Source organism: Mesorhizobium sp. WSM4836, assembly GCF_055811815.1.
Genome location: NZ_JBVVQF010000017.1, coordinates 62,238 through 86,965, shown reverse-complemented (window position 1 = coordinate 86,965; position 24,728 = coordinate 62,238). Strand labels below are relative to the sequence as shown.

General features: G+C 59.0%; 23 protein-coding genes and 2 pseudogenes. 18 read left to right on the top strand and 7 right to left on the bottom strand.

The window, feature by feature from the left end:
• Positions 1-627: 627 nt before the first annotated feature.
• Positions 628-2,484 (bottom strand): ABC transporter ATP-binding protein, encoded by a 1,857-nt coding sequence (locus AC0L2P_RS20185; RefSeq protein WP_473503416.1) that lies wholly within the window; start codon positions 2,482-2,484, stop codon positions 628-630.
• Positions 2,485-2,557: 73 nt separating this feature from the next.
• Between AC0L2P_RS20185 and AC0L2P_RS20180 the strand changes: the two genes are divergently transcribed.
• The 16 genes and pseudogenes from AC0L2P_RS20180 to AC0L2P_RS20105 form a co-directional block, all read left to right on the top strand.
• Complete coding sequence (locus AC0L2P_RS20180) at positions 2,558-2,704, top strand: hypothetical protein (RefSeq protein ID WP_473503430.1); 147 nt, start codon at positions 2,558-2,560, stop codon at positions 2,702-2,704.
• 298 nt (positions 2,705-3,002) lie between these two features.
• Positions 3,003-3,149 (top strand): hypothetical protein, encoded by a 147-nt coding sequence (locus tag AC0L2P_RS20175; protein ID WP_473503322.1) that lies wholly within the window; start codon positions 3,003-3,005, stop codon positions 3,147-3,149.
• Between the two features lie 63 nt (positions 3,150-3,212).
• A pseudogene (gene nifS, locus AC0L2P_RS20170) lies at positions 3,213-4,379 on the top strand (cysteine desulfurase NifS); the annotation flags it as partial.
• Between the two features lie 72 nt (positions 4,380-4,451).
• Entirely contained in the window at positions 4,452-4,835 is a 384-nt protein-coding gene (gene nifW, locus AC0L2P_RS20165) for a nitrogenase stabilizing/protective protein NifW (protein WP_473503414.1), read from the top strand.
• Between the two features lie 182 nt (positions 4,836-5,017).
• A complete protein-coding gene (locus tag AC0L2P_RS20160; RefSeq protein WP_473503320.1) occupies positions 5,018-5,869 on the top strand; it encodes an electron transfer flavoprotein subunit beta/FixA family protein in 852 nt (283 codons plus the stop codon).
• Positions 5,870-5,883: 14 nt separating this feature from the next.
• Positions 5,884-6,990, top strand: a complete 1,107-nt coding sequence (locus tag AC0L2P_RS20155) for an electron transfer flavoprotein subunit alpha/FixB family protein (protein ID WP_473503318.1) — start codon at positions 5,884-5,886, stop codon at positions 6,988-6,990.
• Positions 6,991-7,001: 11 nt separating this feature from the next.
• On the top strand, positions 7,002-8,309 hold the full coding sequence (locus AC0L2P_RS20150) for an FAD-dependent oxidoreductase (protein ID WP_473503316.1): 1,308 nt from the start codon (positions 7,002-7,004) through the stop codon (positions 8,307-8,309).
• 12 nt (positions 8,310-8,321) lie between these two features.
• A complete protein-coding gene (locus AC0L2P_RS20145) occupies positions 8,322-8,621 on the top strand; it encodes a ferredoxin family protein (protein WP_126079051.1) in 300 nt (99 codons plus the stop codon).
• A 156-nt stretch (positions 8,622-8,777) separates the two neighbouring features.
• Complete coding sequence (nifA, locus tag AC0L2P_RS20140) at positions 8,778-10,535, top strand: nif-specific transcriptional activator NifA (protein ID WP_473503314.1); 1,758 nt, start codon at positions 8,778-8,780, stop codon at positions 10,533-10,535.
• A 251-nt stretch (positions 10,536-10,786) separates the two neighbouring features.
• Complete coding sequence (gene nifB / locus AC0L2P_RS20135; protein ID WP_473503312.1) at positions 10,787-12,268, top strand: nitrogenase cofactor biosynthesis protein NifB; 1,482 nt, start codon at positions 10,787-10,789, stop codon at positions 12,266-12,268.
• 32 nt (positions 12,269-12,300) lie between these two features.
• Positions 12,301-12,495, top strand: a complete 195-nt coding sequence (locus AC0L2P_RS20130) for a 4Fe-4S binding protein (RefSeq protein WP_066993254.1) — start codon at positions 12,301-12,303, stop codon at positions 12,493-12,495.
• A 92-nt stretch (positions 12,496-12,587) separates the two neighbouring features.
• Complete coding sequence (locus AC0L2P_RS20125) at positions 12,588-12,914, top strand: nitrogen fixation protein NifZ (protein ID WP_473503412.1); 327 nt, start codon at positions 12,588-12,590, stop codon at positions 12,912-12,914.
• Complete coding sequence (nifT, locus tag AC0L2P_RS20120; RefSeq protein WP_473503310.1) at positions 12,911-13,123, top strand: putative nitrogen fixation protein NifT; 213 nt, start codon at positions 12,911-12,913, stop codon at positions 13,121-13,123. The genes AC0L2P_RS20125 and nifT overlap by 4 nt, the downstream gene beginning before the upstream one ends.
• 41 nt (positions 13,124-13,164) lie before the next feature.
• Positions 13,165-14,076 carry an SIR2 family protein gene (locus AC0L2P_RS20115; RefSeq protein WP_473503308.1) on the top strand — a complete coding sequence of 304 codons (912 nt, stop codon included), beginning with the start codon at positions 13,165-13,167 and terminating at the stop codon, positions 14,074-14,076.
• Positions 14,077-15,303: 1,227 nt separating this feature from the next.
• Entirely contained in the window at positions 15,304-16,104 is an 801-nt protein-coding gene (locus AC0L2P_RS20110) for a YggS family pyridoxal phosphate-dependent enzyme (protein ID WP_473503306.1), read from the top strand.
• A gap of 15 nt (positions 16,105-16,119) precedes the next feature.
• Positions 16,120-16,230: pseudogene (locus tag AC0L2P_RS20105) on the top strand (dihydrodipicolinate synthase family protein); the annotation flags it as partial.
• A gap of 268 nt (positions 16,231-16,498) precedes the next feature.
• On the opposite strand, the gene AC0L2P_RS20100 reads toward AC0L2P_RS20105, so the two are convergent.
• The 6 genes from AC0L2P_RS20100 to AC0L2P_RS20075 all read right to left on the bottom strand — a co-directional run bounded on the left by AC0L2P_RS20100 (position 16,499) and on the right by AC0L2P_RS20075 (position 21,645).
• The gene (locus tag AC0L2P_RS20100; RefSeq protein WP_473503304.1) at positions 16,499-17,452 is read right to left on the bottom strand and encodes a GDP-L-fucose synthase family protein; all 954 of its coding nucleotides are present in this window, start codon (positions 17,450-17,452) and stop codon (positions 16,499-16,501) included.
• Between the two features lie 91 nt (positions 17,453-17,543).
• Positions 17,544-18,641: a GDP-mannose 4,6-dehydratase gene (gmd, locus tag AC0L2P_RS20095; protein ID WP_473503302.1), complete on the bottom strand. Its 1,098-nt coding sequence runs from the start codon at positions 18,639-18,641 to the stop codon at positions 17,544-17,546.
• A 142-nt stretch (positions 18,642-18,783) separates the two neighbouring features.
• On the bottom strand, positions 18,784-19,773 hold the full coding sequence (locus AC0L2P_RS20090; RefSeq protein WP_473503300.1) for a nodulation protein NodZ: 990 nt from the start codon (positions 19,771-19,773) through the stop codon (positions 18,784-18,786).
• Between the two features lie 218 nt (positions 19,774-19,991).
• Positions 19,992-20,582: a hypothetical protein gene (locus AC0L2P_RS20085; RefSeq protein WP_473503299.1), complete on the bottom strand. Its 591-nt coding sequence runs from the start codon at positions 20,580-20,582 to the stop codon at positions 19,992-19,994.
• A 194-nt stretch (positions 20,583-20,776) separates the two neighbouring features.
• Positions 20,777-20,971, bottom strand: a complete 195-nt coding sequence (locus AC0L2P_RS20080; RefSeq protein WP_473503297.1) for a hypothetical protein — start codon at positions 20,969-20,971, stop codon at positions 20,777-20,779.
• Between the two features lie 296 nt (positions 20,972-21,267).
• The gene (locus AC0L2P_RS20075; protein WP_473503295.1) at positions 21,268-21,645 is read right to left on the bottom strand and encodes a hypothetical protein; all 378 of its coding nucleotides are present in this window, start codon (positions 21,643-21,645) and stop codon (positions 21,268-21,270) included.
• 162 nt (positions 21,646-21,807) lie between these two features.
• On the opposite strand from AC0L2P_RS20075, the gene AC0L2P_RS20070 reads away from it, so the two are divergent.
• Positions 21,808-23,241, top strand: a complete 1,434-nt coding sequence (locus tag AC0L2P_RS20070; protein ID WP_473503293.1) for a dicarboxylate/amino acid:cation symporter — start codon at positions 21,808-21,810, stop codon at positions 23,239-23,241.
• 415 nt (positions 23,242-23,656) lie between these two features.
• On the top strand, positions 23,657-24,688 hold the full coding sequence (locus tag AC0L2P_RS20065; RefSeq protein WP_473503291.1) for a LacI family DNA-binding transcriptional regulator: 1,032 nt from the start codon (positions 23,657-23,659) through the stop codon (positions 24,686-24,688).
• Positions 24,689-24,728: the final 40 nt, after the last annotated feature.

Genomic DNA, 24,728 nt, shown 5'->3' with positions numbered 1-24,728 from the left:
CCTTCCTCGCAAGCCGGTTTTCTTACGCTCGCGCCATGTCGGGACGCACTTAGAAGACCGCGACCGCATCGCCGGTTTCGTACTGACCTCGGCGAGTTTTCGAAACGTCTCGAGCCGAACCGTTGATGCCGATGGTGCATGGGAGACGCTACAGCCAGCTTATGCAGTCCCGCGCGGCGGGACGAAGGTCCGTATGTTGCAGCTTCGAGTTCGGCATAAGAGCGGTGGGTCGCAGCGACAATCAAGATCTTGTGCCCGACGTCGACCCGGGGGGTTAGCGCATGCTGGGCGGGAGTCGATTTTGGCGACACCTTTATGCCGGAGATCGCGTATCTGCCGCGGACCCGGCGCGTTGCTTTCCTTCGCTCCATTGGTCGCATCAACCAGAATGTAAATGATCGCGCGGCTGTGGCCTCAGGAGGAAGCCTCAAGCGCCGTGCCGGGAACGCAGGACGAAGCTCATAAAAAATTGTCTCCATCCCGTTCATCGGTTTACTCGAGAGCGCGGCAGGAAGACAGGTCGGCACCAGGCGTGTCGTGGATTCGAAAGATCCGACGAAAGGTTGCGGCCGCGTCAGGAACGGCCCGACAGGATTGCTGGGGAGGCAAGCTGAATTCACCCCGCCTTCAACCGCGTTGCACATTGGTCTCATCCCACCCCTTTGTCAGCTCCAAGGCCTGCCGCTCGAAGAGGCGGCGGTAGATGCCGTCGCGACGGATCAGCGCGGCATGGTCGCCCTGCTCGGTGATGCAACCACGGTCGAAGACAAGCAGCCGGTCGAGTTCGCGCACAGTCGAGAGCCGGTGCGCAATGACGAGCGTGGTGCGCCCGACCATGAGCCGCTCCATCGCCTTCTGGATCAGCACTTCCGATTCCGAGTCGAGGCTCGATGTCGCCTCGTCCAGAATCAGGATCGGGGCATCGGCGAGGAAGGCGCGGGCTATAGCCACACGCTGGCGCTCGCCGCCTGAAAGCTTCACGCCGCGTTCGCCGACCAGCGTAGCGTAGCCGTTCGGCAGGCGCGCAATGAAGTCATGCGCGCTGGCGAGCCGCGCCGCCTGCTCAATGTCGGACCGAGAAGCACCCGGCCGCCCATAGGCTATGTTCTCGGCCAGCGAGCGGTGGAACAGAAGGGGCTCCTGCTGTACGATCGCGATCTGCGATCGCAGCGAGGCCTGCGTCACCCGCGAGATGTCCTGCCCATCGATCAAGATTCGTCCAGCATCCAGGTCGTAAAGCCGCTGGATGAGCTTGACGAAGGTGGTCTTGCCGGAGCCAGAGGGGCCGACCAGACCGACCCGTGCGCCGGCCTCAATCGAAATCGACAAGTCGCTGTAGAATGGCGACCAATGATTGCCGTAGTGGAAATGGACGCTCTCAAAATCGATGTGACCCTTCGTGATCCGGATCGGCTTGGCGCCCGGAACATCCGCCACGTCGGGCGGCTGGCTGTAGGTTTGGACCAATTCCTCCATCTCATTTACAGAGTGCTGGATGTTGCGCACGTGTTTGGAAACATCACGCAAGTAGCCATACAGGACCGTGAAAGACGCGAGCACCAAGGCGATGTCACCTGGAGTAGCTTGGCCGCGTGACCACACAAATAAAGCATAGCCGATCAAAGCCGCTCTCATCGCAAGAAGCATGATTCCCTGGAATGCACCACTGACCGTCCCGCGCACCCAGGTCCGGCGGGTGCGGTGCCGCCACTTGGAGATGACTTTCTCGAGCCGATAATCTTCCCGCACCTCGGCGCCGAAGCCTTTGACCACCGCGTTACAGCTTATCGCGTCCGCGAGGGAGCCGCCAAACCTCGTATCCCAGTTGTTGGCAAGGCTTGCCGCTGGCGCCACATAGCCGAGCGACAGGATAATAATCAGCGCCACATAGCCAACCGAGCCGCAGGCGATGATCAGCCCCATCATCGGCCAGTACCAGCCGAGCAGAACGCTCGAGCCCACGAGCATGATGAGCGAGGGTAACAACGCGAGAAGGATCGTGTCATTGAAGAGGCAGAGCGCCCACATGCCGCGCGTGATCTTACGCACCGTCGAGCCGGCGAAGGTTTTCGCATGCCAATCGGTTGAAAAGCGCTGGACGCGATGGAACGCGTCGCTGGCGATGTCGGACATCATGTTCAGAATGAAGTCATTGATGGCAATGAATGCGACGTTGCGCATGACGACGGCGCCGAGTGTGAGCGCAATCAACATTGAAAAGGCCGCAAGAGCCGCATCCCACACGACGGCGTCGGCTGCCGCTCCTTGGGCGACCGCGTCTACGAGCCGTCCGGAATAGAGCGGCGTCAGGACGTCGAGGAGCGTTGCGACAAGCACCGCGATCATAATGATCGCGAGCCGGACCGGCTGCCTGCTCCAGTGGCGTATGGTGAAGGCGAAAACGTCGCGAAAGGCGGCGCCGCGCAGATCGATGTGAAAACGACGCCTGGCTTTATACGAGCGCACCAGGACGCTCGGCCTCAAGAAACCTGGAATGGAAGGTTTGTGTGAGGACGAAAACTTCGCTCGGAACGAGGGTAGCTGATCTGGACCTGACATGCTGCTTTCTTTCCTTCGTTCCATCGATCGCGATGTCATCCGCGAGATGAATATCGGCCGCGGGCACGCGCTGCCGAGAACCGCAATAGCCGTGCCAAAGGCTCGGAAAGAAGCTCAGAAGAATTTTCTGCATATTCTTCAATGACAAACGAGATCTCAGCAGGGAGCGGGGCGGAACAGCGCCGTGTCGCGCACCCGACAAACCCGACAGGACGCATTGGTCGCGCGGGCATCCGTGGCGAACGGCCGACAGAATTGCTCCTCACGCGAAGCGGAATTCACGCCCGATTCAATGGCGTTGCGCGTTGAACAATTCCCGCGGATGTCGGACATGCGACATAGCAGTGTTGGACCATCATGCTGTTTTGAAATGATTTCCTTCTTTGGCACAGTCCATGCGTAGCTGTTCGCGAACGCGTCCCGGCCTGAAGGAGAAACAGTCCATGATCCAGCACACCGAAAACGCCGTGGCCAAAAGACCGCGCTTTCCCGGGCCGGCTCAAGGCTGGCGCATCAAGTCGGGGCGGGCGGCCGCGCCGGCTCCAAGAAGCGAGCGGGCCGAGTGTGGCGGCGGCAACTCCTTCGGCTAGCCATCATCATGACAGACCGCGCGTGCGCTTTGCGTGATTGCGCTCAGGAGAAGGATCACATCCATGAGGCCCGTTTATCTGGACAACAACGCAACGACACGGGTCGATCCTGAAGTCGTTCAAGCAATGCTGCCGTTTTTTACGGACCAATTCGGCAACCCTTCGTCGAGCCACGATTTTGGTGCTTCCGCCGGGGCGGCGGTGAGAAAGACGCGCCTGCAGGTGCAAACGCTGATCGGCGCGGAGTTCGACGACGAGATCACGTTCACCTCGGGCGGGACGGAAAGCGACAACGCGGCGATACTTTCGGCGCTCGAGGTGATGCCTGAGCGTACTGAGATCCTGACTTCCGCCGTCGAGCATTCGGCCGTGCTGACGCTTTGCGCCCACCTTGAGAAGACGCGCGGCATCAAGGTGCATAGGATCCCGGTGGATCGCCACGGCCGGCTCGACCTCGACAGCTATAAGGCCGCCCTCACCTCGCGCGTGGCGGTCGTCTCGATCATGTCGGCGAACAACGAGACCGGAACGATCTTCCCGGTGGTCGAGCTTGCTGAGTTGGCCAAGGAAGTCGGCGCCCTTTTCCATACCGACGCGGTGCAAGCGGTCGGCAAGCTTGCGATCGACTTGAAATCGGCGGCAATCGATATGCTGTCTCTCTCCGGTCACAAATTACACGGACCGAAAGGGGTCGGCGCACTTTATGTAAAGCGCGGCGTGCGCTTTTCTCCGCTGATCAAGGGGGGGCGCCAGGAGGGCAACCGCCGCGCGGGCACGGAGAATACGCCAGGCATCGTCGGCCTCGGCGTGGCAGCCGATCTTGCCTTGAAATTCATGGACGACGCGAACACACGGGTAAAGGCGTTGCGCGACCGCCTGGAGAAAGAACTTCTCCAGCGCATCCCACACACCTTCGTCGCCGGCGATTTACTAAAGCGGTTACCGAACACCGCAAACATCGCCTTTGAACATATCGAAGGTGAGGGCATACTGCATTTCCTCAATCGCGAGGGCATCGCCTGCTCCTCCGGCTCTGCTTGCGCGTCCGGCTCGCTGGAGCCGAGCCACGTCTTGGTGGCGATGAATATCCCCAATAGCGCCGCACACGGCGCAATCCGTTTCTCCTTTTCGCGCAACAATGGCGAGGAGGACGTCGACCGGGTGCTCGAGGTCATGCCCGGGATCGTTAAGAAGCTGCGAGACCTTTCCCCGTCTTCGCGAGCTAGGTCAGAGGACTTCAATCGGTTCCAGGTCTGGGCGACCACGCAACCCCGACCGCCGTTTCCGGTCAAGGAAAATGCAATGCGCAGTTGTTTCGCTGAAAGCTGTGCCATCGATGTCACCGACATCCTCGCCCGGCTGAAGAGTCTGTCGGCTGCGGAGGAGTTCTTCGCAGTCCTTGGCATCTCTTATGATCCGAAGGTGCTCAATGTCTCACGGCTCCATATCATGAAGCGCATGGGCCAATACCTCGCTGAAGAGGATTTAGCCGGTCTTCCCGACGGGGTGGTCGCCGCGCGGGCGCGTGCGACGTTGGAACGCGCCTATGAGGATTTCGCGACATCCTCGCCACTCACGCACCGGGTCTTCAAGGTGCTCGAAGAGCACGATCCGGACAAACCGGCCACTCGGGACCACACCTTTGTCCCGTTCGATTCGATCTTGAGGCGGTTCGGGACAGAATGAGCGCGACACGGTTGCGACGCGACAATGTCGAAAAGCCGACAAATCCGGTCATCACGACGGCACTTTTCGGAAGAAAACAACATGTCAAAGGGAACAGAGCAACGCAAAACGGTTGGCACGAATGATGCTGCGAAGGAGATGAACGCCAGGGCCGCTTGCGGGTTGGAGCCGAGAAGGACGCAATGCACATTGTAATCTGTATCAAGCAGGTGCCGGACTCCGCGCAGATCCGTGTCCACCCGGTGACGAACACGATCATGCGCCAGGGCGTGCCGACCATCATCAACCCTTACGACCTTTTCGCCCTCGAAGAGGCACTTAGATTGCGCGGCGCCCATGGCGGCGAGATCACCGTGCTTACGATGGGTCCGCCGATGGCAGAAGATTCGCTGCGCAAGGCGCTCACCTATGGCGCCGACCGCGCGGTACTCTTGACCGACCGCTGTTTTGCCGGCTCCGACACGCTGGCGACCTCCTTCGCGCTTTCTCGGGCAATCGTGAGAATAAGCGAGACCTTCGGCGCGCCGGACATCGTCTTCGCCGGCAAGCAGACGATTGACGGCGATACCGCCCAAGTCGGGCCCGGCATCGCCAAGCGCCTCGGCCTCGTGCAGTTCACCTATGTGGCCAAGATCGCCTCTATCGATCTTGATGCGCGCGAGATCACTGTCAAGCGCCGTTCGGAAGGCGGTACACAGATGCTGAGAAGCAGGCTGCCTTGCCTTATCACAATGCTGGAAGGCACCAACGAAATCCGCAGGGGCTCGCTCGACGATGCCATGCGCGCCGCGCGCAGCCACATCGTGAAGTGGAGCGCGGCCGAAGCTGGCATTGAGGACCTCAACAAATGCGGCCTGCGCGGCTCGCCGACGGTCGTCAAGCGCGTTTTCGCCCCTACCACGCGGGCGGAAAAGGCGACGCAGATCGACATGACCGACAAGTCGCAGCATGACCTCGCTGACGAACTGATCGCCGCAATCTTCACCCGCCAGCCACCGCTGGAACACGAACTCGCCTTCGACGGCGGCCAGTGACGGCAAGGAGAGAGATGTTGAACGCGAACCGCGAAGCCCCTCCTTCCGCCGGACGTGCCGGCATCAAGAAGGAATTGCCTGAGCACTTTAGGGACTATCGGCATGTCTGGGTTTTCATCGAACTGGAACGCGGCGAGGTCCATCCCGTCTCCTTTGAACTGATTGGCGAAGGCCGCAAGCTCGCCGACAAGCTTGGCATCCAGCTTGCGGGAATCGTGCTCGGACCGCCGGGTGAGGCCACCCAGCATGCCGTTGCCGAGGCCTTCGCTTACGGCGCCGACCTTGTCTACCTCGTCGAGGCACCGCTGCTTGCCGACTATCGCAACGAGCCTTTCACCAAGGCGATGTCGGATCTGGTCAATACCCACAAACCGGAGATCCTGCTTCTCGGTGCGACCACGCTCGGCAGGGATCTCGCTGGCTCAGTAGCGACGACCTTGCTGACAGGGCTCACTGCCGACTGTACCGAACTCGATGTGGATGTCGACGGTTCGCTCGCCGCGACCCGTCCGACTTTCGGCGGTTCCTTGCTATGCACGATCTATACGCTCAACTACCGGCCGCAGATGGCTACGGTACGACCGCGGGTTATGGCCATGCCACCGCGGACGGATAAGCCGGTCGGACGAGTCATCCGGCACAAGCTGTCGATGACCGAGGAAGAGATCATCACCAAGGTCCTTGGCTTCAACCTCGATCGCCAATCGGCAAAGGCAAATCTCGCTTACGCCGACATCGTGATTGCCGGAGGCCTCGGCCTCGGCTCAGCGGAGAATTTGCAGCTTGTGAAGAATCTAGCGCGGGCAATCGGCGCCGAATATGGCTGTTCGCGCCCGCTGGTCCAGAAGGGCTGGATGCCGGCCGATCGGCAGGTTGGCCAAACGGGCAAGACCATTCGGCCAAAGCTTTACATAGCGGCCGGGATTTCCGGCGCCATTCAGCATCGGGTTGGCGTGGAGGGGGCTGATCTGATCGTAGCCATCAACACCGACCCGAACGCCCCGATCTTCGACTTTGCCCACCTCGGCATCGTCACCGATGCGATCCGTTTCCTGCCGGCATTGACGGAAGCCTTCACCCGGCGGCTGTCGCCGCACAGCCACGACAAGCTTGCGAGCTAAGGGAGACGGCCATGATCGAGGAAGAATTCGACGCGATCGTCGTCGGGGCCGGTATGTCGGGAAACGCGGCTGCCTACACTATGGCAAGCCAGGGCCTGACGGTGCTGCAGTTGGAGCGCGGCGAGTATCCGGGCTCCAAGAATGTGCAGGGCGCCATCATGTACGCCGACATGTTGGAGCAAATCATCCCGGATTTCCGGAATGATGCGCCTCTGGAGCGGCATCTGGTCGAGCAGCGATTCTGGGTGATGGACGACACCTCCCACACCGGGATGCAGTATCGGTCGGATGATTTCAACGAGGCGAAGCCCAATCGCTACACGATCATCCGCGCCCAATTCGACAAGTGGTTTTCGCGCAAGGTGCGCGCGGCCGGCGCGACGGTTCTGTGTGAGACGACGGTGACCGAACTCGTCCGCAATGCCCAAGGTAAGGTGATCGGCGTGCGCACCGACCGGGCTGGCGGGCCGATCTACGCGGACGTCGTCGTGCTCGCGGAAGGTGTCAACGGACTGCTCGGTACACGGGCCGGCCTGCGCAAGATGCCGAAGCCAGAAAGCGTGGCGCTCGCTGTCAAGGAAATGCACTTCCTACCCGATGAGGTCATTGAGCAGCGGTTCGGCCTCCAGGGCGACGAAGGCTGCGTGATCGAAGCGGCAGGTACGATCTCCCGCAGCATGGCCGGACTTGCCTTCCTCTACACCAACAAGGAGTCAATCTCTCTCGGCATCGGCTGCCTCGTCTCCGATTTCGCCCAGACTATGGAGAGCCCTTACGTCCTCCTCGACGCCTTCAAAAACCATCCTTCGATCCGGCCGCTGATCGCGGGCTCGGAAGTCAAGGAGTATTCCGCGCATCTCATTCCCGAAGGTGGCTACAAGGCAATTCCGCAGCTCTTCGGCGACGGTTGGGTCGCGGTCGGCGATGCCGCCCAACTGAACAACGCTATTCACCGCGAGGGTTCGAACCTTGCCATGACTTCCGGTCGCATCGCGGGCGAGGCAATCATCGAGATCAAGGGCCGCAACCAGCCGATGACCAGGAGGAACCTTGCCCTCTACAAGACTATGCTGGACAAGTCCTTCGTACTCAAAGACCTGATGAAATATAAGGACATGCCGGCCCTGATACACACCAATTCCCGCAATTTCTTCATGACTTACCCGCAGTTGATGTCGCAGGCCGCGCAGAACTTCATGCGAGTCGACGGCACCCCTAAGATCGAGAAGGAAAAGGCGACCACTGCTGCCTTCATCAAGGCGCGTTCGCGCTGGGGGCTGATCAGCGATGTGGTCCGCCTGGCACTTGCGTGGCGCTGAAGGAGAAACAGGATGACCATCGCCGTGACGAAGCTACGCGTCGAAGAGAAGCTTTACCAGAATCGCTATCTGGTCGATCCGGGCCGCCCGCATATCAAAGTGCAACCCCACGAGAGGCCGAGCGCGAACCTGCTCGCGCTGACACACATCTGCCCCGCTAAGTGCTATGAGCTGAACGACAAGGGCCAGGTGGAAACCACTCCCGACGGCTGCATGGAATGCGGCACCTGTCGCGTGCTGTGCGAGGCCAGCGGTGAGATCGTGTGGAATTACCCGCGCGGCGGCTTCGGGGTCCTCTTCAAGTTCGGATGACTGGCACAAAGAGCGAGAATGAGAGGTTCGCAATTGCGGTCAACATCCGTCAACATCGTTCGCAATTACCGAAAAGCTGAAAATACTATGTTTCTTTACTCAAAATACAAGAAAGGGCTCGGGAGGAGCACCTTGGACAACCCTTGAGGTGTTTGCATGGCTCACATGCTTCGAGATCAGGTCGGTGAAATTGCATCTCGGAACACCCCGCCTGAACCTGCGGTCGAAGCAGTGCGCAATGCGGACAGCTTGCTCAGGGGAATCTACGAGATATCCAAGGTTCTGACTGCCCCGGCCCGGCTGGAGATTACGCTTGCCAATGTCGCGAATGTCCTCTCCTCGTTTGTGCAAATGCGTCGTGGTGCAATCGTCGTCCTGGACGCTGAAGGTCAGCCGCAGATTAGCGCAACTAGCGGCGGCACTGTGCCTCAATCAGGCGCCGGCAGCGTCGTACCCCAGGCCGTAATAGACAAGATCGTCGCTACCGGAGTGCCGATCGTCATACAAGACACACGCACGTCTGAGCTATTTCAGGCTGATCCTCAATCGAGCAGCGATACGACCGCAACTGCCTTTATCGGTGTCCCGCTAAAGGCAGAGGAAAAGATCTTCGGGGCACTGTCGATTGACCGCGTCAGGAACGGTACCACCAGGTTCTGCTACGAGGAGGACTTACGCTTCCTGGCCATGGTCGCCAATCTGGTCGGCCGGACCATCCGCCTCCATCGCACTTTAAGCACAGCTCGTCAGCCACTTATCGAGCAACCGAGACCAGAGGAGTCGCTCGACGAGGATAGGACCCGTTCGGCCCCGCGTCCGCATGTCAAGATCGACGGAATCATTGGAGAAAGTCCCGCACTCAAGCAGGTGCTCGAGATCGTCTCGGTCGTGGCCAGGACCAATTCCACCGTGCTTCTGCGAGGCGAAAGCGGTACCGGCAAGGAGTTCTTTGCACAGGCCATCCATAAGCTTTCACATCGAAGTGAGAAATCCTTCGTCAAATTGAACTGCGCCGCACTGCCCGAAAGTGTTTTGGAATCGGAGCTCTTCGGGCACGAGAAGGGCGCCTTCACCGGGGCTATCCTGCAGCGCGCCGGCCGGTTCGAATTGGCGAATGGCGGAACCCTGCTGCTTGATGAAATCGGCGAGATTTCGCCTGCCTTTCAAGCCAAGCTGTTGCGCGTCTTGCAGGAAGGAGAACTGGAGCGAGTGGGCGGCACCAGGACCCTAAAGGTTGATGTGCGGCTCATATGCGCCACCAATAAGGACCTCGAGGCGGCTGTCCGGAATGGAGAGTTCAGGGCCGACCTTTATTACCGCATCAATGTGGTGCCAATAGTCCTGCCTCCCCTCAGAGAACGGCCGGGCGATATTCCACGCCTTGCGAAAGCTCTCCTCGACCGATTCAACAAGGAGAACCATCGCGATCTTGCCTTCACGCCGTCGGCGCTTGACCTGATCTCGCAATGCTATTTCCCTGGCAACGTGCGTGAGTTGGAGAATTGTGTGCGACGGACGGCTACACTTGCGCGTTCAACGACAATAACTCCGTCGGATTTCGCCTGCCAGAACAGCCGGTGCCTTTCTTCGCTTCTGTGGAAAGGAGTCGCCCGTTCACATGGCGGCTATGCCGTCGACGAGTCCGCACGTGGCAATATGATGCCGGTTGCATCGCCGCTGCCTGCCCCGCGAGTCGGCGCCTCACAGGATGAGGCATCGCCCGGCAAGACCTGCGACCCCAACCATCCCGCCTGCCCTGCAATGAACCCGCGTCTGACGGAACGCGACCGGCTGATCGATGCGATGGAGAAGGCCGGCTGGGTTCAGGCCAGGGCGGCTCGTGTCCTCGGTCTCACGCCGCGCCAGGTCGGCTATGCTTTGCGCCGGCATCGTATCGCAGTGAAGAAGTTCTAAACGTCATTGATGACATCACATTTGGGGTACGGTTGCTCCCCGCAACGGACGTAACTGAGACAACACGGTACGTTTCGCGACCACGTTTTGTTGTTGTCGGGGACCTGACAAACCCGTGTCGCAGGAAACTGACACAATTGGGCACAAAAGGCCGACGTAAGAGCCAACATAACGGATAAAGACCGCTTTTCGAGTTGGCATATCTCTTGCGCTCTGAAGTGCGATGTTCACACCACGCACGGAGCCGGTCGATGTCCGCACCGATGATTTCGCCACAGGACCTTTCCGGCACGACATTCTTCGATCAGTCGCCGGCGAGAGCGAAATCCACTGGTTGCGCATCTTCATCCTGCGGCTCCTCCGCAAAACCGCACGAGATGGACACAGCTGTCTGGGAGAAGATCAAGGATCATCCCTGCTTTTCAGAGGAAGCGCACCACTATTTCGCGCGAATGCATGTGGCGGTCGCCCCGGCGTGCAATATCCAGTGCAACTACTGCAATCGCAAATATGACTGCGCCAACGAAAGCCGGCCCGGGGTCGTCTCGGAAAGACTGACGCCCGACCAGGCGCTGCGCAAGGTGATCGAGGTCGCCAACGAAGTGCCGCAGCTTTCCGTACTTGGCATCGCCGGACCGGGCGATGCCTGTTACGACTGGAAGAACACAAGGGCGACATTTGAACGGGTCGCCAAGGAAATCCCCGATATCAAGCTGTGCATCTCCACCAACGGGCTCGCGCTGCCAGACCACGTCGCCGAGCTTGCCGAAATGAATGTCGATCACGTGACGATCACCATCAACATGGTCGACCCGCAGATCGGTGCCAAGATCTACCCGTGGATCTTCTATGATCACCGCCGTTATACCGGCGTCGAGGCAGCCACGATCCTGCACGAACGACAGATGTCGGGGCTGGAGATGCTGACGGCGCGCGGCATCCTCACCAAGATCAATTCGGTAATGATCCCCGGGGTAAACGACGAGAACCTGATCGAGGTGAATAAATGGGTCAAGGAGCGCGGCGCGTTCCTGCACAATGTCATGCCGCTGATTTCCGACCCGGCACACGGTACGCATTACGGCCTGAGCGGGCAGCGCGGGCCCAAGGCAATGGAGCTGAAGGCCCTTCAGGATCGTCTCGAAGGCGGCGCCAAGCTGATGCGCCACTGCCGGCAGTGCCGGGCCGATGCTGTCGGCCTGCTCGGCGAGGATCGCGGCCAGGAATTCACGCTCGACCGGCTTCCCGACAAGGTCACCTACAACGCCAGCAAGCGCGAGACCTATCGGGCGGTGGTCGCGCGCGAGCGGGGCGATCGCATGGCGGCCAAGAGCGAGGCGCTCGGGATGGTGAAGACCGCGAGCTCCGGCAAGTCGCTTCTTGTCGCGGTAGCGACCAAGGGTGGCGGCCGCATCAACGTGCATTTCGGCCATGCGAAGGAATTCCAGGTTTATGAGGCCTCGCCGAAAGGGATCAGCTTCGTCGGTCATCGCAAGGTCGAGCAGTATTGCCTCGGCGGCTGGGCCGAGGACAAGAGTCTCGACGGCCTCATCTCTACGCTCGAAGGCGTAGACGTCTTGCTGTGCGCGAGAATTGGAAATTGCCCAGAGGATCGACTCAAGGAAGGCGGCATCCGAGCAACGGATGCTTACGGGTATGACTACATCGAGACCGCCATCGGCGCGCTTTACGCCGCCGAATTTGGGGGCGAGCCACTGGCGGCGACGGCCTGAGCCGTCTCATTCCAACCGAACCGGAGTTGAAAATGGCCTTTAAGATCATCGCTTCCCAATGTACCCAGTGCGGCGCTTGCGAGTTTGAATGCCCTTCCGGAGCGATCAAGTTCAAGGGCGAGGCCTACGTGATCGATCCGAAAAAGTGCACCGAATGCGAGGGGGCCTTCGAAACGCAGCAATGCGCCTCGGTATGTCCGGTGTCGAAGACTTGCGTCCCCGCCTGAACCTCCATTTCGGCCACCGACACGGTCGAGGCGCCTGCGCCCGGACCATTGATCCGCTGTTGAAAAGCTGCAGCCGCGAGAAAGGAACGGCCATGAGCCTCGGACGCGAACAGGAGATCGAAATCCGTTCACCCCCGCGATTCATGCCGGGTGAGCGGGTCCGTGCCACACGCCACATAAAAAATGACGGCACCTATCCTGGCAAGGAGATCGGCGAAAACCTGGTGCGCAAGGGCGACGAGGGCTATGTGCGCGACATCGGCACCTTTCTCCAGCAGTTCTACATCTACGCGGTGGAATGGGTCGATCGCGGCACCGTCGTCGGCATGCGTGCGCGTGAACTCATGAGCCTTGAGACGGCTGGGATTGCTTGCACTGCCGAAATCGGCGCTGGGTTTGACGAAGGAACGGCCGGATGAAGGTAATGATCCGCAGGACCGGTGCTGGCTTGTCGGCATATATTCCCAAAAAGGATATCGAAGAGCCGATCATCAAGGTCGACAACGAACACTTATGGGGTGGAGCTGTGACGCTGAAGAACGGCTGGCGGTTAGTCCTGCCCGACCTTCCGCGGGATACGCCTTTGCCGATTACCGTGGACGCAAGGAAGATTTCCGACGAGGGCTGACCTTCGGGTTGACACAAAGAGAGCGGCAAAGGGATACGAGCATGAACACAATGACCTCGGGCCATCTCGTCGTCATTCGGGACAGTTTTGCCGAAAGGCAGCTTGACCTTTTGAAGAAAGCGCTCGCGGCCGATGAGGTCATCCCCTATCTCGGCCCGGGTCTGCTTGAGATCAGCTCCGCGGAACCGCTTGTACCGCATACCCCCGAAGCCGTTGCCGCAGCGCTCAACAAGCGGACGCCGGCCCCTTCGAAAATTCGCACCAACATGTGGTCGGTTGCGCAGTATATCGAACAGCGCCGGCACCGCCGGACGCTTCAAGTTTGGATGGCCGAAATATTCGCGGCCCCGGTGGTGCCGACCATCTTGCATGCCTGGCTAGCAACGCTGCCGCTCTCGGTGATCGTCGACAGTTGGTACGACGGTGCCATGCGCGCGGCCTTAATACAGACCCGCCGAACGGACGTCGTCGAAATACAGGGCGTCTCTCGAGCGCTCGAGATCGGCGAAATTTGGACGAAAGCCTACGATTTGTCCGGGATATTACTCGAATCCGCACCAGCGGCGAAGACGGTTCTTTACGCCCCCCACGGCGGTGCCAGGCCGGCCGCAAACTTCCTCGTCGCAGATTCCGACTACGTTGAAGTGCTGAGCGAAATCGACATCCAGACGCCGATCCCTGACCTGGTGAAGGAACGGCGAGCCAGCCGTGGTCTTTTCTTCCTCGGCTGCCGCTTCAACGATCAGATGCTGCGCACCTATGCCCGACAGATCATGAAGCGCTCCAATGGCCCACATTTTGCGGCAATCGATACAGCAACGCTGACCAGGAACGAGCGTCGCTTCCTTGCGGAAAGCGCAATCACGGTCATTGACATGCCGACGGGTCAAGCCGTTGCCCGTCTCGTCGGACTGGGCGAGACATTGCATGAAGCCAAAAGGGCGATCGTTTGAGCCATTCCCAGGGTCTCAACAGCAATTGCCGAAAAGGTAAAACGGGCAATTGACTTCCGGGTTTTTCAAGAACTCCGAGAGGCGCTACTGTTTCGAGCCAGCGCTGAAAAAGCTGCGACGGTTTCATTCCAGCTGCAGCGGATATGCTGTTCGATGCTGCGGCTAAACACGGCGGCGACGAGCTCGAACCAGCCGAGCAGAGCATCGTCTGGCGCCAAGGTCGGCGGTGCGGAACGCGCATACTGAAGTATTGTCGCGGCGAGCGGTCGCAGCTGATCGGTTCACTTGGGGGCAAAAGCCGTGCGCGCGGCACGATGATCAGGACCGGGTTGCGGTCGATGCCAATTGAGCTTAGGCCAAGCGTGCTCACCGCATTAAGCGGTCGTGCCACTGCCATTCCAGAGCGTCAGGGATGACGCGCTGCGCAACAGCTTGGGGCTTTGCAGACGCAAGGCTACGACGGTTGATCGCTTTTCACGGATGTGGAAGAGCGCCTAAAATGCACGAACGGGGAGCGTCGGCAGCGTCTGGAGGAGCGTCTGACGCTCGCCTGCCCCACGGGCGGCTGGTGTCAATCAACCGCGCCGCGTCCATTGCCGAGGCGGCGGGTGCCGAGGCGGGATTGAGCGCACCTGAAGAGCTTGGCGGCGACAAACCACTTGCCGACTACCAGCCCACACGCTCCTAGTGGGTTTGTGCCCGAATGAACTCCCTCGGGAAGCGCATTCTGAGCGCTGGCGCGGTAATGCGGTGATGCGGCGATAGCCATAGGTGGTGCTCGTCGACCAAAGGGCGAACGAGCGGCAGCAGCCCTGCATCCTGGGGTTTGACAAACGACAAGCGAGATACGCTTCCAGTCCGAATACCTCCTGGCCCAAGCAGTTCGCAAGTCTCGCTGCCTGATCAGCACTCCGCCTATCCGCGTCCAGGCGTTGCAACAGATTCTTCAAAGAAATTCATAGGCTCTTAGCACCCCCAAAACGCTGGGAATGGTAAGCAAACATAAATTGGTCGGAACCTGTCGCATCTGCTGAGAACGCCAAATGACAAAGTCAGCAGGAGTGCTCAGTCTTTCAATGTGGCTTGATACTGACCAATGATGACACTGGTCGGTCGCCTACGGACGGCAGCGCATTATGATCGCCTTCGAATCCTAGGCCTTAGCGCGCGAGCGGACACGCAAGCCGGCGGCTATCTGGTCACCGTGCGGTGAAGGGGCAGATCACAATGGGCACGAACAATGCGCCGCTTTCGCCGGAGGACGTCGAACGCTTCGGACCTGATCCCCTTACCCGCTTCCGCACCAATCTGGCGTCGGTTGAAGAGCGCATCACGCTTGCTTGCGCACGGGCCGGGCGCCACCGAGCCTCCGTGCGGTTGCTGCCGATCACCAAGACGGTGCCGGCCCATATCCTGCGATATGCCTTCGACGTCGGCATCAGCACCTTCGGCGAGAACAAGATCCAGGAGGCAATGTCAAAGTGCGAGGCGCTTCACGATCTCGCCATCGACTGGAGCATCGTCGGACATCTGCAGACCAACAACGCCAAATATCTGACCCGCTTCGCGCGTGAGTTTCATGCGCTCGACAGCCTGCGGCTCGCCGACCTTCAGAACACGCGGCTGGAGCGCGAAGATCGCTTCCTCGACGTCTATGTGCAGGTCAACACGTCTGGCGAAGACAGCAAGTTCGGCCTCCATCCGAACGCACTGCTGCCCTTCGTGGAGACGCTCGATCAGCTTCCCCGCCTCCGGCCATGCGGGTTGATGACGCTTGCGCTGTTTTCCTCCGACATGGCCAAGGTGCGGCCTTGCTTCATTCTGCTGCGCCGGCTGCGGGACAAAGCCGTGAAGCACAACGCCGCGCTGACCGGGCTCTCCATGGGCATGACCGGAGACTTCGAGGAAGCCATCGAGGAAGGCGCCACTGTCGTGCGCGTCGGTCAGGCCATCTTCGGCAAGCGGCCGACGCCTGACGGCCACTACTGGCCGGGTTTCGCCCCCACCGATCGAGGAATTGAACCATGATTTTTCGCAAACGGCCTGTCTGCTTTTCCGATCACCCCCGCCGATCGTTCCGGCCGGGTCAAGATTTACGCATTGGGGAAACTGGTCAGCCGACTGATCGCGGCTGAGGTTGCCTCCATCGGCCTGCCAGCCCACGCAATCACGCGACGCAAGCGGCCTTTCTGAGCGTCCTGCCCAAGCTTATGGCCAAATTGGGCGGATTTCGACATCGCCGCCGCGCACTGTTCCTATGGCTACGACCTGCTTTGCATTGAGGATCAGGGCAAGCTCGTCTCGAATTCCATCTTCGGGGCACAGCACGCCGCATGTATGCGTCCCTCTCTTCTGTTTGGGCTGACTGAACAAACTTGCATCCGGTCGGACACGCAGTCCAACCAGGATGCGCGCATCCACATCAAGCCCCATGAAGGCGAAGAAAATCCTCATACATCGCTTGCAACCCGGCACCAAGAGACGTTTTGGCTTTCCAGCCAAGCTTATGCAAACGCGTTACGTCCAGTAACTTGCGCGGAGTACCGTCTGGCTTCGTCGTGTCGAATACCAGATTGCCCTCCCAGCCGACCGCCGCCTTGACGAGTTCCGCCACCTCGCGAATTGTGACATCCTCGCCAACGCCAACATTAATCAGGGGCGCGGTGTCGGGGGCTGTCAAGGCGTCAAAAGCCGAATCTGGCAGGCCAAGTAGGAACGCAATGGCATCGCCTACATCCGACGAATACATAAACTCTCGCCGAGGCTTTCCGGATCCCCAGACCTCAACCGAGGAGTCGCCGTTTATTTTAGCTTGATGAAAACGGCGTATTAGAGCAGGCAGAACGTGGGAATTTTCGGGCTGATAATTATCGCCGGGACCATATAAGCTGGTCGACATCAACGCGAGATAGCGCGTCTGGTACTGCCGGTTAAAAGACCAACATGCTTCGACTCCGGCGATTTTTGCCAAAGCGTAGGGACGATTCGTCGCTTCAAGCGGACCGGTTAGAAGGTATTCCTCCCGTATCGGCTGCGGGCAGTCGCGTGGATAGATACACGAGGAGCCAAGAAAAATCATCCGTTCGACGCCGGAAGCGTAAGCGGCATCAAAAACACTGAGTTGAATCGCCAGGTTGTTATGAAGGAAATCGACGGGGGAGCTAGCGTTCGCCACTATACCACCAACCTTTGCGGCGCACATAACGACGTAATCAGGCCGCTGCGACATGAAGAACCTGCGCGTCTCGCTCCGGTCAAATAAATCCAGTTGGTCGTGAGTACGTGTTATTATCTCATAGGATCCTAACGCCTCGAGGGCACTCATTGTGGCGGATCCAACAAGGCCGCGATGGCCTGCTACATAGACTTTCTTCATCTTTTTGTTTCCCATGTGATAACGCTATGGACGCTCCTTAAGAACGCAACCGTAACGCTGACAACAAGCCAGCATGGCGCCGCCGTTGTCATCATAACTCTCGTGGACTGTATGAATAATAACCCTGCGCCATCAGCAATGCGTCGCGCTCTGCCATGCGCAAATCTTCCCGAACCATCTCCCTAACCAATTCAATGAAGGAGATTTTTGGCTCCCACCCAAGTTTTTCTTTGGCCTTCCGGGCATCGCCGAGAAGTGTCTCGACTTCTGCAGGACGAAAATAACGGGGATCTACTTTTACGATCAAAGCTCCCGTCTTTGCATCGTACCCCTCTTCGTCGACCCCTTCCCCAACCCAACGAACACCAATGCCGAGTTCAGCGGCCGCGACGGTGACAAATTCGCGCACCGAATGTTGCTCACCGCTAGCGATCACAAAGTCTTCAGCTTGCTCCTGCTGAAGCATCAACCACTGCATCTGGACGTAGTCTCGAGCGTGCCCCCAATCGCGCCGAGCATTAAGGTTTCCCAAGAATAGAGTCGGCTGCATTCCAAGCTTAATCCGAGCCAGGGCGCGCGTGATTTTTCGCGTTATAAATGTTTCTCCGCGCACGGGTGACTCATGATTAAATAAAATGCCGTTACATGCGTACAAATTGTAAGCTTCTCGATAATTTACGGTGATCCAGTGAGCATACAATTTGGCAACAGCGTAGGGTGATCGGGGGTAGAACGGTGTCGTCTCGGTCTGTGGCGTTTCCCGCACCAGCCCGTAGAGCTCAGACGTCGAGGCTTGGTAGTAGCGCGTATGCTCGACGAGCCCCAGGATCCGAATTGCCTCGAGGATACGCAGCGCACCCAACGCGACCGAGTTCGCGGTGTATTCTGGTTGTTCAAAGGAAACTGCAACGTGGCTCTGAGCTGCCAGATTGTAAATTTCGTCCGGCTGAACCAGTTGGATGACGCGCGTAAGGCTGGACGAGTCTGTCAAGTCCCCGTGGTGAAGTGTAAGATCAACGCCACTTTCATGAGGATCATGATAGAGATGGTCTATACGGCCCGTATTGAAAAGAGACGATCGTCTTTTTATCCCATGCACAGAATAGCCCTTTTCCAAAAGCAATTCTGCGAGGTAGGAACCATCTTGCCCCGTGACCCCGGTGATTAAAGCGACTTTTCTCTTTGACAAGCTTGAATCCTTTTGATTTTGACGCGCCGAAGAAAATGCTCGCCTGCGGCGGGATTGCGTGGCGAGAAAGGGGCGCATTGGGCAGGGCGAACGGGGCCTCTGCGCGAAGGCAAGGGAGAGTTCGAGCCGGATGCCAACCCCTTCATGGGGTCGGGGAACGGTCGAAAGAGTTATCAATCAAGATCAAACGACGCGGGTCATTCAAATCGAATTCGATAATTCGTGGCGCGAAGAGGCGGGCATAGCGGGAGAAGGCGCTAGTCGGAGGAAAGCGAATTACAGTGTCGCATCTACCGAGGAGGTACATATCAACGAGAGCGGAAACACCCCCGTCAGTGCCCAGTGCTGCACTGTTTAAGGGGCCGGCCTGATCCGCTTTGAAGCGTTTTGGGACGGTGAAAAGTTCGGGAAATACGCCCGACAAGTGATCAACAACCTGGGCGCTGTCTGTACACAAGAACACCCTTACAGGCCTTGGATGCGGTTGCGCTTTGGCCATGCGAATGGCAGTGCATACCTGCTCTAAGGCAACCTTTGGATCAGCCCAGTAAGGTGCGTGATCCATAATCTCTCCGCCGTTGCCGTGGCGGACATGGACCCCAATTATGCTGTGCCCGGCAAAGTGTTCCTGGTAGAGCGCTTCAATCCGATCCTCAATTTCGGCCCTCGGTCTGATGCTCCGAAATATCATTCGCTCGGCTTGCTCATCGCAGCGCCACATCAAGCAAGCATCACACACTACCGTGTTGGCTTCACAATCATCTTGGCCCTGAAAAAGATCCTTAAGCTCGTCGCGTTCTTGGAAAATCTGTTCATCCGGACGGTACACGCAGTCGATGGATGGCTTGTTCCACCACGACGGGAAGAAGGGACCGGGGAATGAGACGTGGTTGATCTCGTCACCGCAAATGACCCGTACACCACCGATCTCTTCAATTGGCTTGAAGAAAGCCGGAAAGGCATTCGCAAACGGATTGTCGAGGTAACAAGAGCCGCGCCAATCTATTGCTAAAGCCCGTCCCGTCCGATGTGCGTATTCCCATGCCGACGCGAGAGACCACAGGCAATCACCGAGACCCTCGCGCCGTCGAGAAACAACGAACCGATCCATCCTTGAGCCATCAACAAGCATCTAAATTGCCTTTTTCCAAAACACCACAAACCTCAGCTTTGCTGCTGCCTTTGAGGCAAGCGCCTGCGCATTCGGGGGAGCTTGTCGTGCTGCGCCGATGCGATGTAGCTTGCGTCGATCGAGGAAGTGCCTGGCCGCGATGGACGCGCGCCTAGGCTGGAATTCGGCGCACACCAGAAAATGCTCTTCGGAGCCAACGCAAACATCAACGACTTTCCCTAACGGCTTACATCCTTTGAATTCATTCTATGCAACGTGCCGCAACATCCGTAAAATCGTCTGTTTCGATGAAACGCATCCACGCCATGGATGGTTAATGACATGGGTTCCAGCGCGTTGACCTGAACGTTGCGCGTCACTGCTAATCCCAGGGGAACCTTACGGCGGCAGCACGCAGCATGACCCAAGTCAGCCGGCCATGAGCGCGGCCGCGACGACGATCCCGATGATGTCCTCCGTGTGCGGCCAAGAAGATTGAGCTTGTCCCAAGACGCTTCGTCTGTAGTACACCCCTCCGCCGAAAACGGATATTTGCCGAACGGTTTAAGGACGGGGCTGTCGCGGAGAGACTCGCCGGACCGTTCACCACTTGGGCTGGCGCTCGGCGGCAGGCCGGCCGACCGCGCCGTTATCCGTCCCAGGATTGACAAGCGGTTCGCCCGGCAGAGTTTATCGCGCAAGCGGCGCACTCTTGCGTCGGCGTTCTCTCGCTCGCCGATCTCACCGGCGAGCGCTTCGTTCGAGCGCTGGAACTCCGCCGTGCGCAGTTCAAGGCGATGCTCCAGTTCCGCATTCAGGAGCACAAGCACTTCGCCGCTGCCGGATCGCCCGCCGTCGGACAATGATGAAAGCGAAGAATCCCACGAGAACGAGGGCAAGCAGCGTAGTCAGCGGGCTGTCATGACCGTCGAGGAGATTTCGGTGTTGGCGTGAACGACATGCGCCAGCCCGGAACTGCTTTGCCGAGTTCTCCGAAACCGCAACGAAACCGGCTGATCGACTCTCAGGACTTGCGGTCACCAGGTTGCCGCCGCGGCGGGAAAAGTGGCACCGCCTCGGAAAGTTGCGCCCGGTAACTGTAGATGATCGCGAGCGGTTTGAGTCCCCCTTTTTTGGAAAGCGGTGAGAGAGCGCCAAAACGCCATTGGGACACGCTCATGGCCAGAACCACGCCGCGCTCATCGCTCGTGAACACCACGGAGCCGCACTCCAGCCAACGCGACTCGACCCGGTCGAGCTACACCTTCACCACAATCACACCGAGCGGCCCCTCCGGCCCATCGAACCGGCTCGACAGATAGGGCCCAGGCCGCGCTAACCGGTGCCGAGCGTATGTTGCATCGCCGCGCTATCCGCCACCGCCTCGGTGAAGTGGTGGCGAAACCGGTAAACACTGCCGACGAAACTGGTCGGCTCGCCGGCATTGCTCGCAGCAGCCGCTATGCCCTAACGTTTAAGAAACCGGCATGGCGCGCGATGGCGCGAAGCTTGTCATCAAGCGCGGCTTCGTTGGCAGGTGCTCGGACTGCGAAGCATCTCCTGAACCGCATCGTCGCGTGGGAGGACCAGCGGAATCACTCCCTGCTTCTCGACCTTCCCTTTCAAACTGGTCGGCTGCAAGCGGGAACCCGGCAAGAGCACGGTCGCGCAGGGCATCCGCTCTGGTGCCGGCGATGCGGCCCGTTGCAAAGACGACGAGCAGAGCGACCGCACAAAGAATTGCAAGCCAGAGAGGGCGCGCTGGAAGGCGCCCTTGCCAATGTCTTCTTCTGCCATCGCATTCTTCAGACCGACCATTAACGAACCATAGTGCGGAATTCCGCCAGAAGGGAAAGCGATCCGTGCGGAAAACCACACAATCTTGCTGCGCAATTGTAGAAAGTACCTGAGATCCCGGCGATTTCGAGGTTTTCTTGGCTTGGCACGGCTCTTGCGCCAAGAACGCAGCAGCGTTCGACCGGAGCGCCGCGATGGGAGAAGCCGCGGGAAGAGAGGAAGAGCCCGCCCCAAACCGGTCAGGGAGAGGAAACTTACATGTTGACCCCGCTGGCCCCCAGCGCAAACCGCGCACGCCGCAAGACCTTTTGTGCCAAGCCTTACGTACAGGTGCTTGTCGCAATCATTCTCGGAGTTGCAGTTGGCCATTTTTATCCGCAAATCGGAGAAAACCTGAAGCCGCTCGGCGATGCCTTCATCAAGCTCGTCAAGATGATCATCGCGCCCGTTATTTTTCTGACCGTGGCGACTGGGATTGCCGGCATGAGCGATCTTCAGAAGGTCGGCCGTGTTGCCGGCAAGGCGATGGTCTATTTCTTCACCTTCTCGACGCTCGCGCTTATCGTCGGGCTCATCGTCGGTAATGTTATTCAGCCTGGCGCCGGCCTCAACATCGATCCGACCTCGCTCGACGTCCAGGCCGTCAATGGCTATGCCTCAAAGGCCCACGAGCAGTCCGTGACCGGCTTCCTGATGAACATGATCCCGACCACGATCGTCGGCGCCTTTGTGGAAGGCGACATTCTACAGGTGTTGTTCTTCTCCGTCCTCTTCGGCATCGCGCTGGGGATGGTAGGAGAAAGGGGCAAGTCGGTTGTTTCCTTCCTTCAGGACCTCACTGCACCCGTTTTCAAATTGGTCAGCATCCTGATGAAAGCCGCGCCGTTAGGCGCTTTCGGAGCAATGGCCTTCACGATTGGCAAATATGGCATCGGCTCGGTGGCCAACCTTGCGATGCTGGTCGGGACCTTCTATGTCACCGCCCTGCTCTTCGTGTTCGGGGTTCTCGGTGCAGTCTGTCGCTACAACGGCTTCTCGATCTTTTCTCTGATCCGCTACATCAAGGAAGAGCTGCTGCTGGTCCTCGGAACGTCCTCCTCCGAGGCCGCGTTGCCCTCTCTGATGGAGAAAATGGAAAAGGCAGGCGCCAAGCGCTCGGTCGTGGGCCTCGTCGTCCCGACCGGGTATTCCTTCAATCTGGATGGCACCAATATCTACATGACCCTCGCGGCCCTTTTCATCGCGCAGGCGACGAATACCGATTTGTCAGTTAGCGATCAGGTCCTTCTGCTGCTCGTCGCGATGCTTTCCTCAAAGGGTGCAGCAGGTGTCACAGGTGCCGGCTTCATCACGTTGGCCGCTACGCTCTCCGTAGTGCCGGCCGTTCCGGTTGCTGGAATGGCGCTGATCCTTGGCGTCGATCGCTTCATGTCGGAATGCAGGGCACTGACGAATTTAGTCGGTAACGCGGTGGCATCGCTCGTCGTCGCCCGCTGGGAAGGCGAATTGGATCAGGCGCAATTGGAAGCTGCCTTCTGCGGCCACCAGCCTGCCGAGACATCAACCGGCCAGCCATCAATAGCGCCCGCGCCGAGCAAGTCGGCAGCATCGTTACCGGTTGAATCGCCCGGCTGCTCGCAGACGTCGGACAATCGAGCCGCGGGCTCCAAACGGCCTCTCGCGGGCAGATAAAATCCCGAAATGTAGTGAGTACAGAATCATGTGCGCCTTGCGAAGGTCTCGCACCAGTCACGACACACAAGTCATCGATGATGCGCTTAATGCTTACGAAGATTGCGACGGTTGGTGGAACCGACCGCGGAGCACGATCGGACCCCACCACGATCAGCTCTCGTCGGCCCGGCTGAACAATTCGCCCACGTTCTACGCAACCAAGCGATGTTGGCGTAGTGGAATCAATGATCTATGGGCATCGATGATGTCGAAAACGGTCGGAAGGCGCGTGGTCCACGTTTCGGCTTCTACCTCGCACCGCGCCACGACAAGAATTCCGATAGCGAACAGGATTGATGCAGGAATGATAGATTTTACTGAAACTTATCATTACCGGGTTTCTTCCTGATGTCGTTTTAATCAGACTCCGACAATGGCGAAGCGACCCACAATTGCTGATATCGCCCGGGAAGCCGGGGTCGGTGTTGCCACCGTTGACCGAGTTCTGAATGCTCGTCATCCGGTGCGGGAGGAGACTGCGCATCGGGTCTTAGCGGCGGCACAGGCCATCGGATATCACGCCGCAGGTCTTATCAAGCAGCGCCTGCAGCGGGACCTACCGCACTATCGGCTTGGCTTCATCCTGAGAAAACCGACTCACCACTTCTACCAGGGCTTCGCGCGTGAGGTCGAAACAGCGGTCAACGCGGCGACATGCTTCCATGGCACTCCGCTCATCGAATTCGCGCCATCCCACATGCCGTGCGACCTTATTCCACTGCTCAAGAAATTCGGCGCGCGCTGCCACGCGATCGCCATGGTGGCGCCGGACCATCCGGCGATCACGGCAGCCGTCCAAGAACTCAAGGCAAAAGGCATCCCCGTTTTCTCGCTGCTCTCCGATTTCGCCGAAGGTGTTCGTGAGGGCTACATCGGCCTCGACAATCGCAAGGTCGGGCGGACGACAGCGTGGATGCTTTCAAAGGTCGCAAGACGGCCCGGCAAGGTGGCGGTTTTTGTCGGCAGCCACCGTTTTCAGGGCCAGGAGCTGCGGGAGGTCGGCTTTCGCTCCTATTTCCGTGAGAATGCACCGACATTCGAGCTGCTCGATCCGCTCGTGAACCTTGAGGCACGGCAGATCACCTACGAGGCCACGCTGGATCTCATGCAACGGGAACCCGAACTCACCGGCTTCTATGTGGCCGGCGGAGGTATGGAGGGAGCGATCTCCGCGCTCCGTGAAGAAGGCGAACGCCGGGGTCTCGTCGCGATCGTTAACGAGATCACGCCGGAGTCACGGGCAGCACTCGCAGATGGCATGATCACGATGTCGGTCGCCACGCCCCAGCGCCGGCTTTGCCAGGAACTGATGACGCTGATGGCCGAGGCCATCACTGTCGGCACTTCGGAGACGCTTGGGCAGACTTTTCTGCCGTTTGAGACCTATCTGCCGGAAAACATCTGAGAACTGATAAAATACTATCATGAGAGTCTAATTTCGTTTC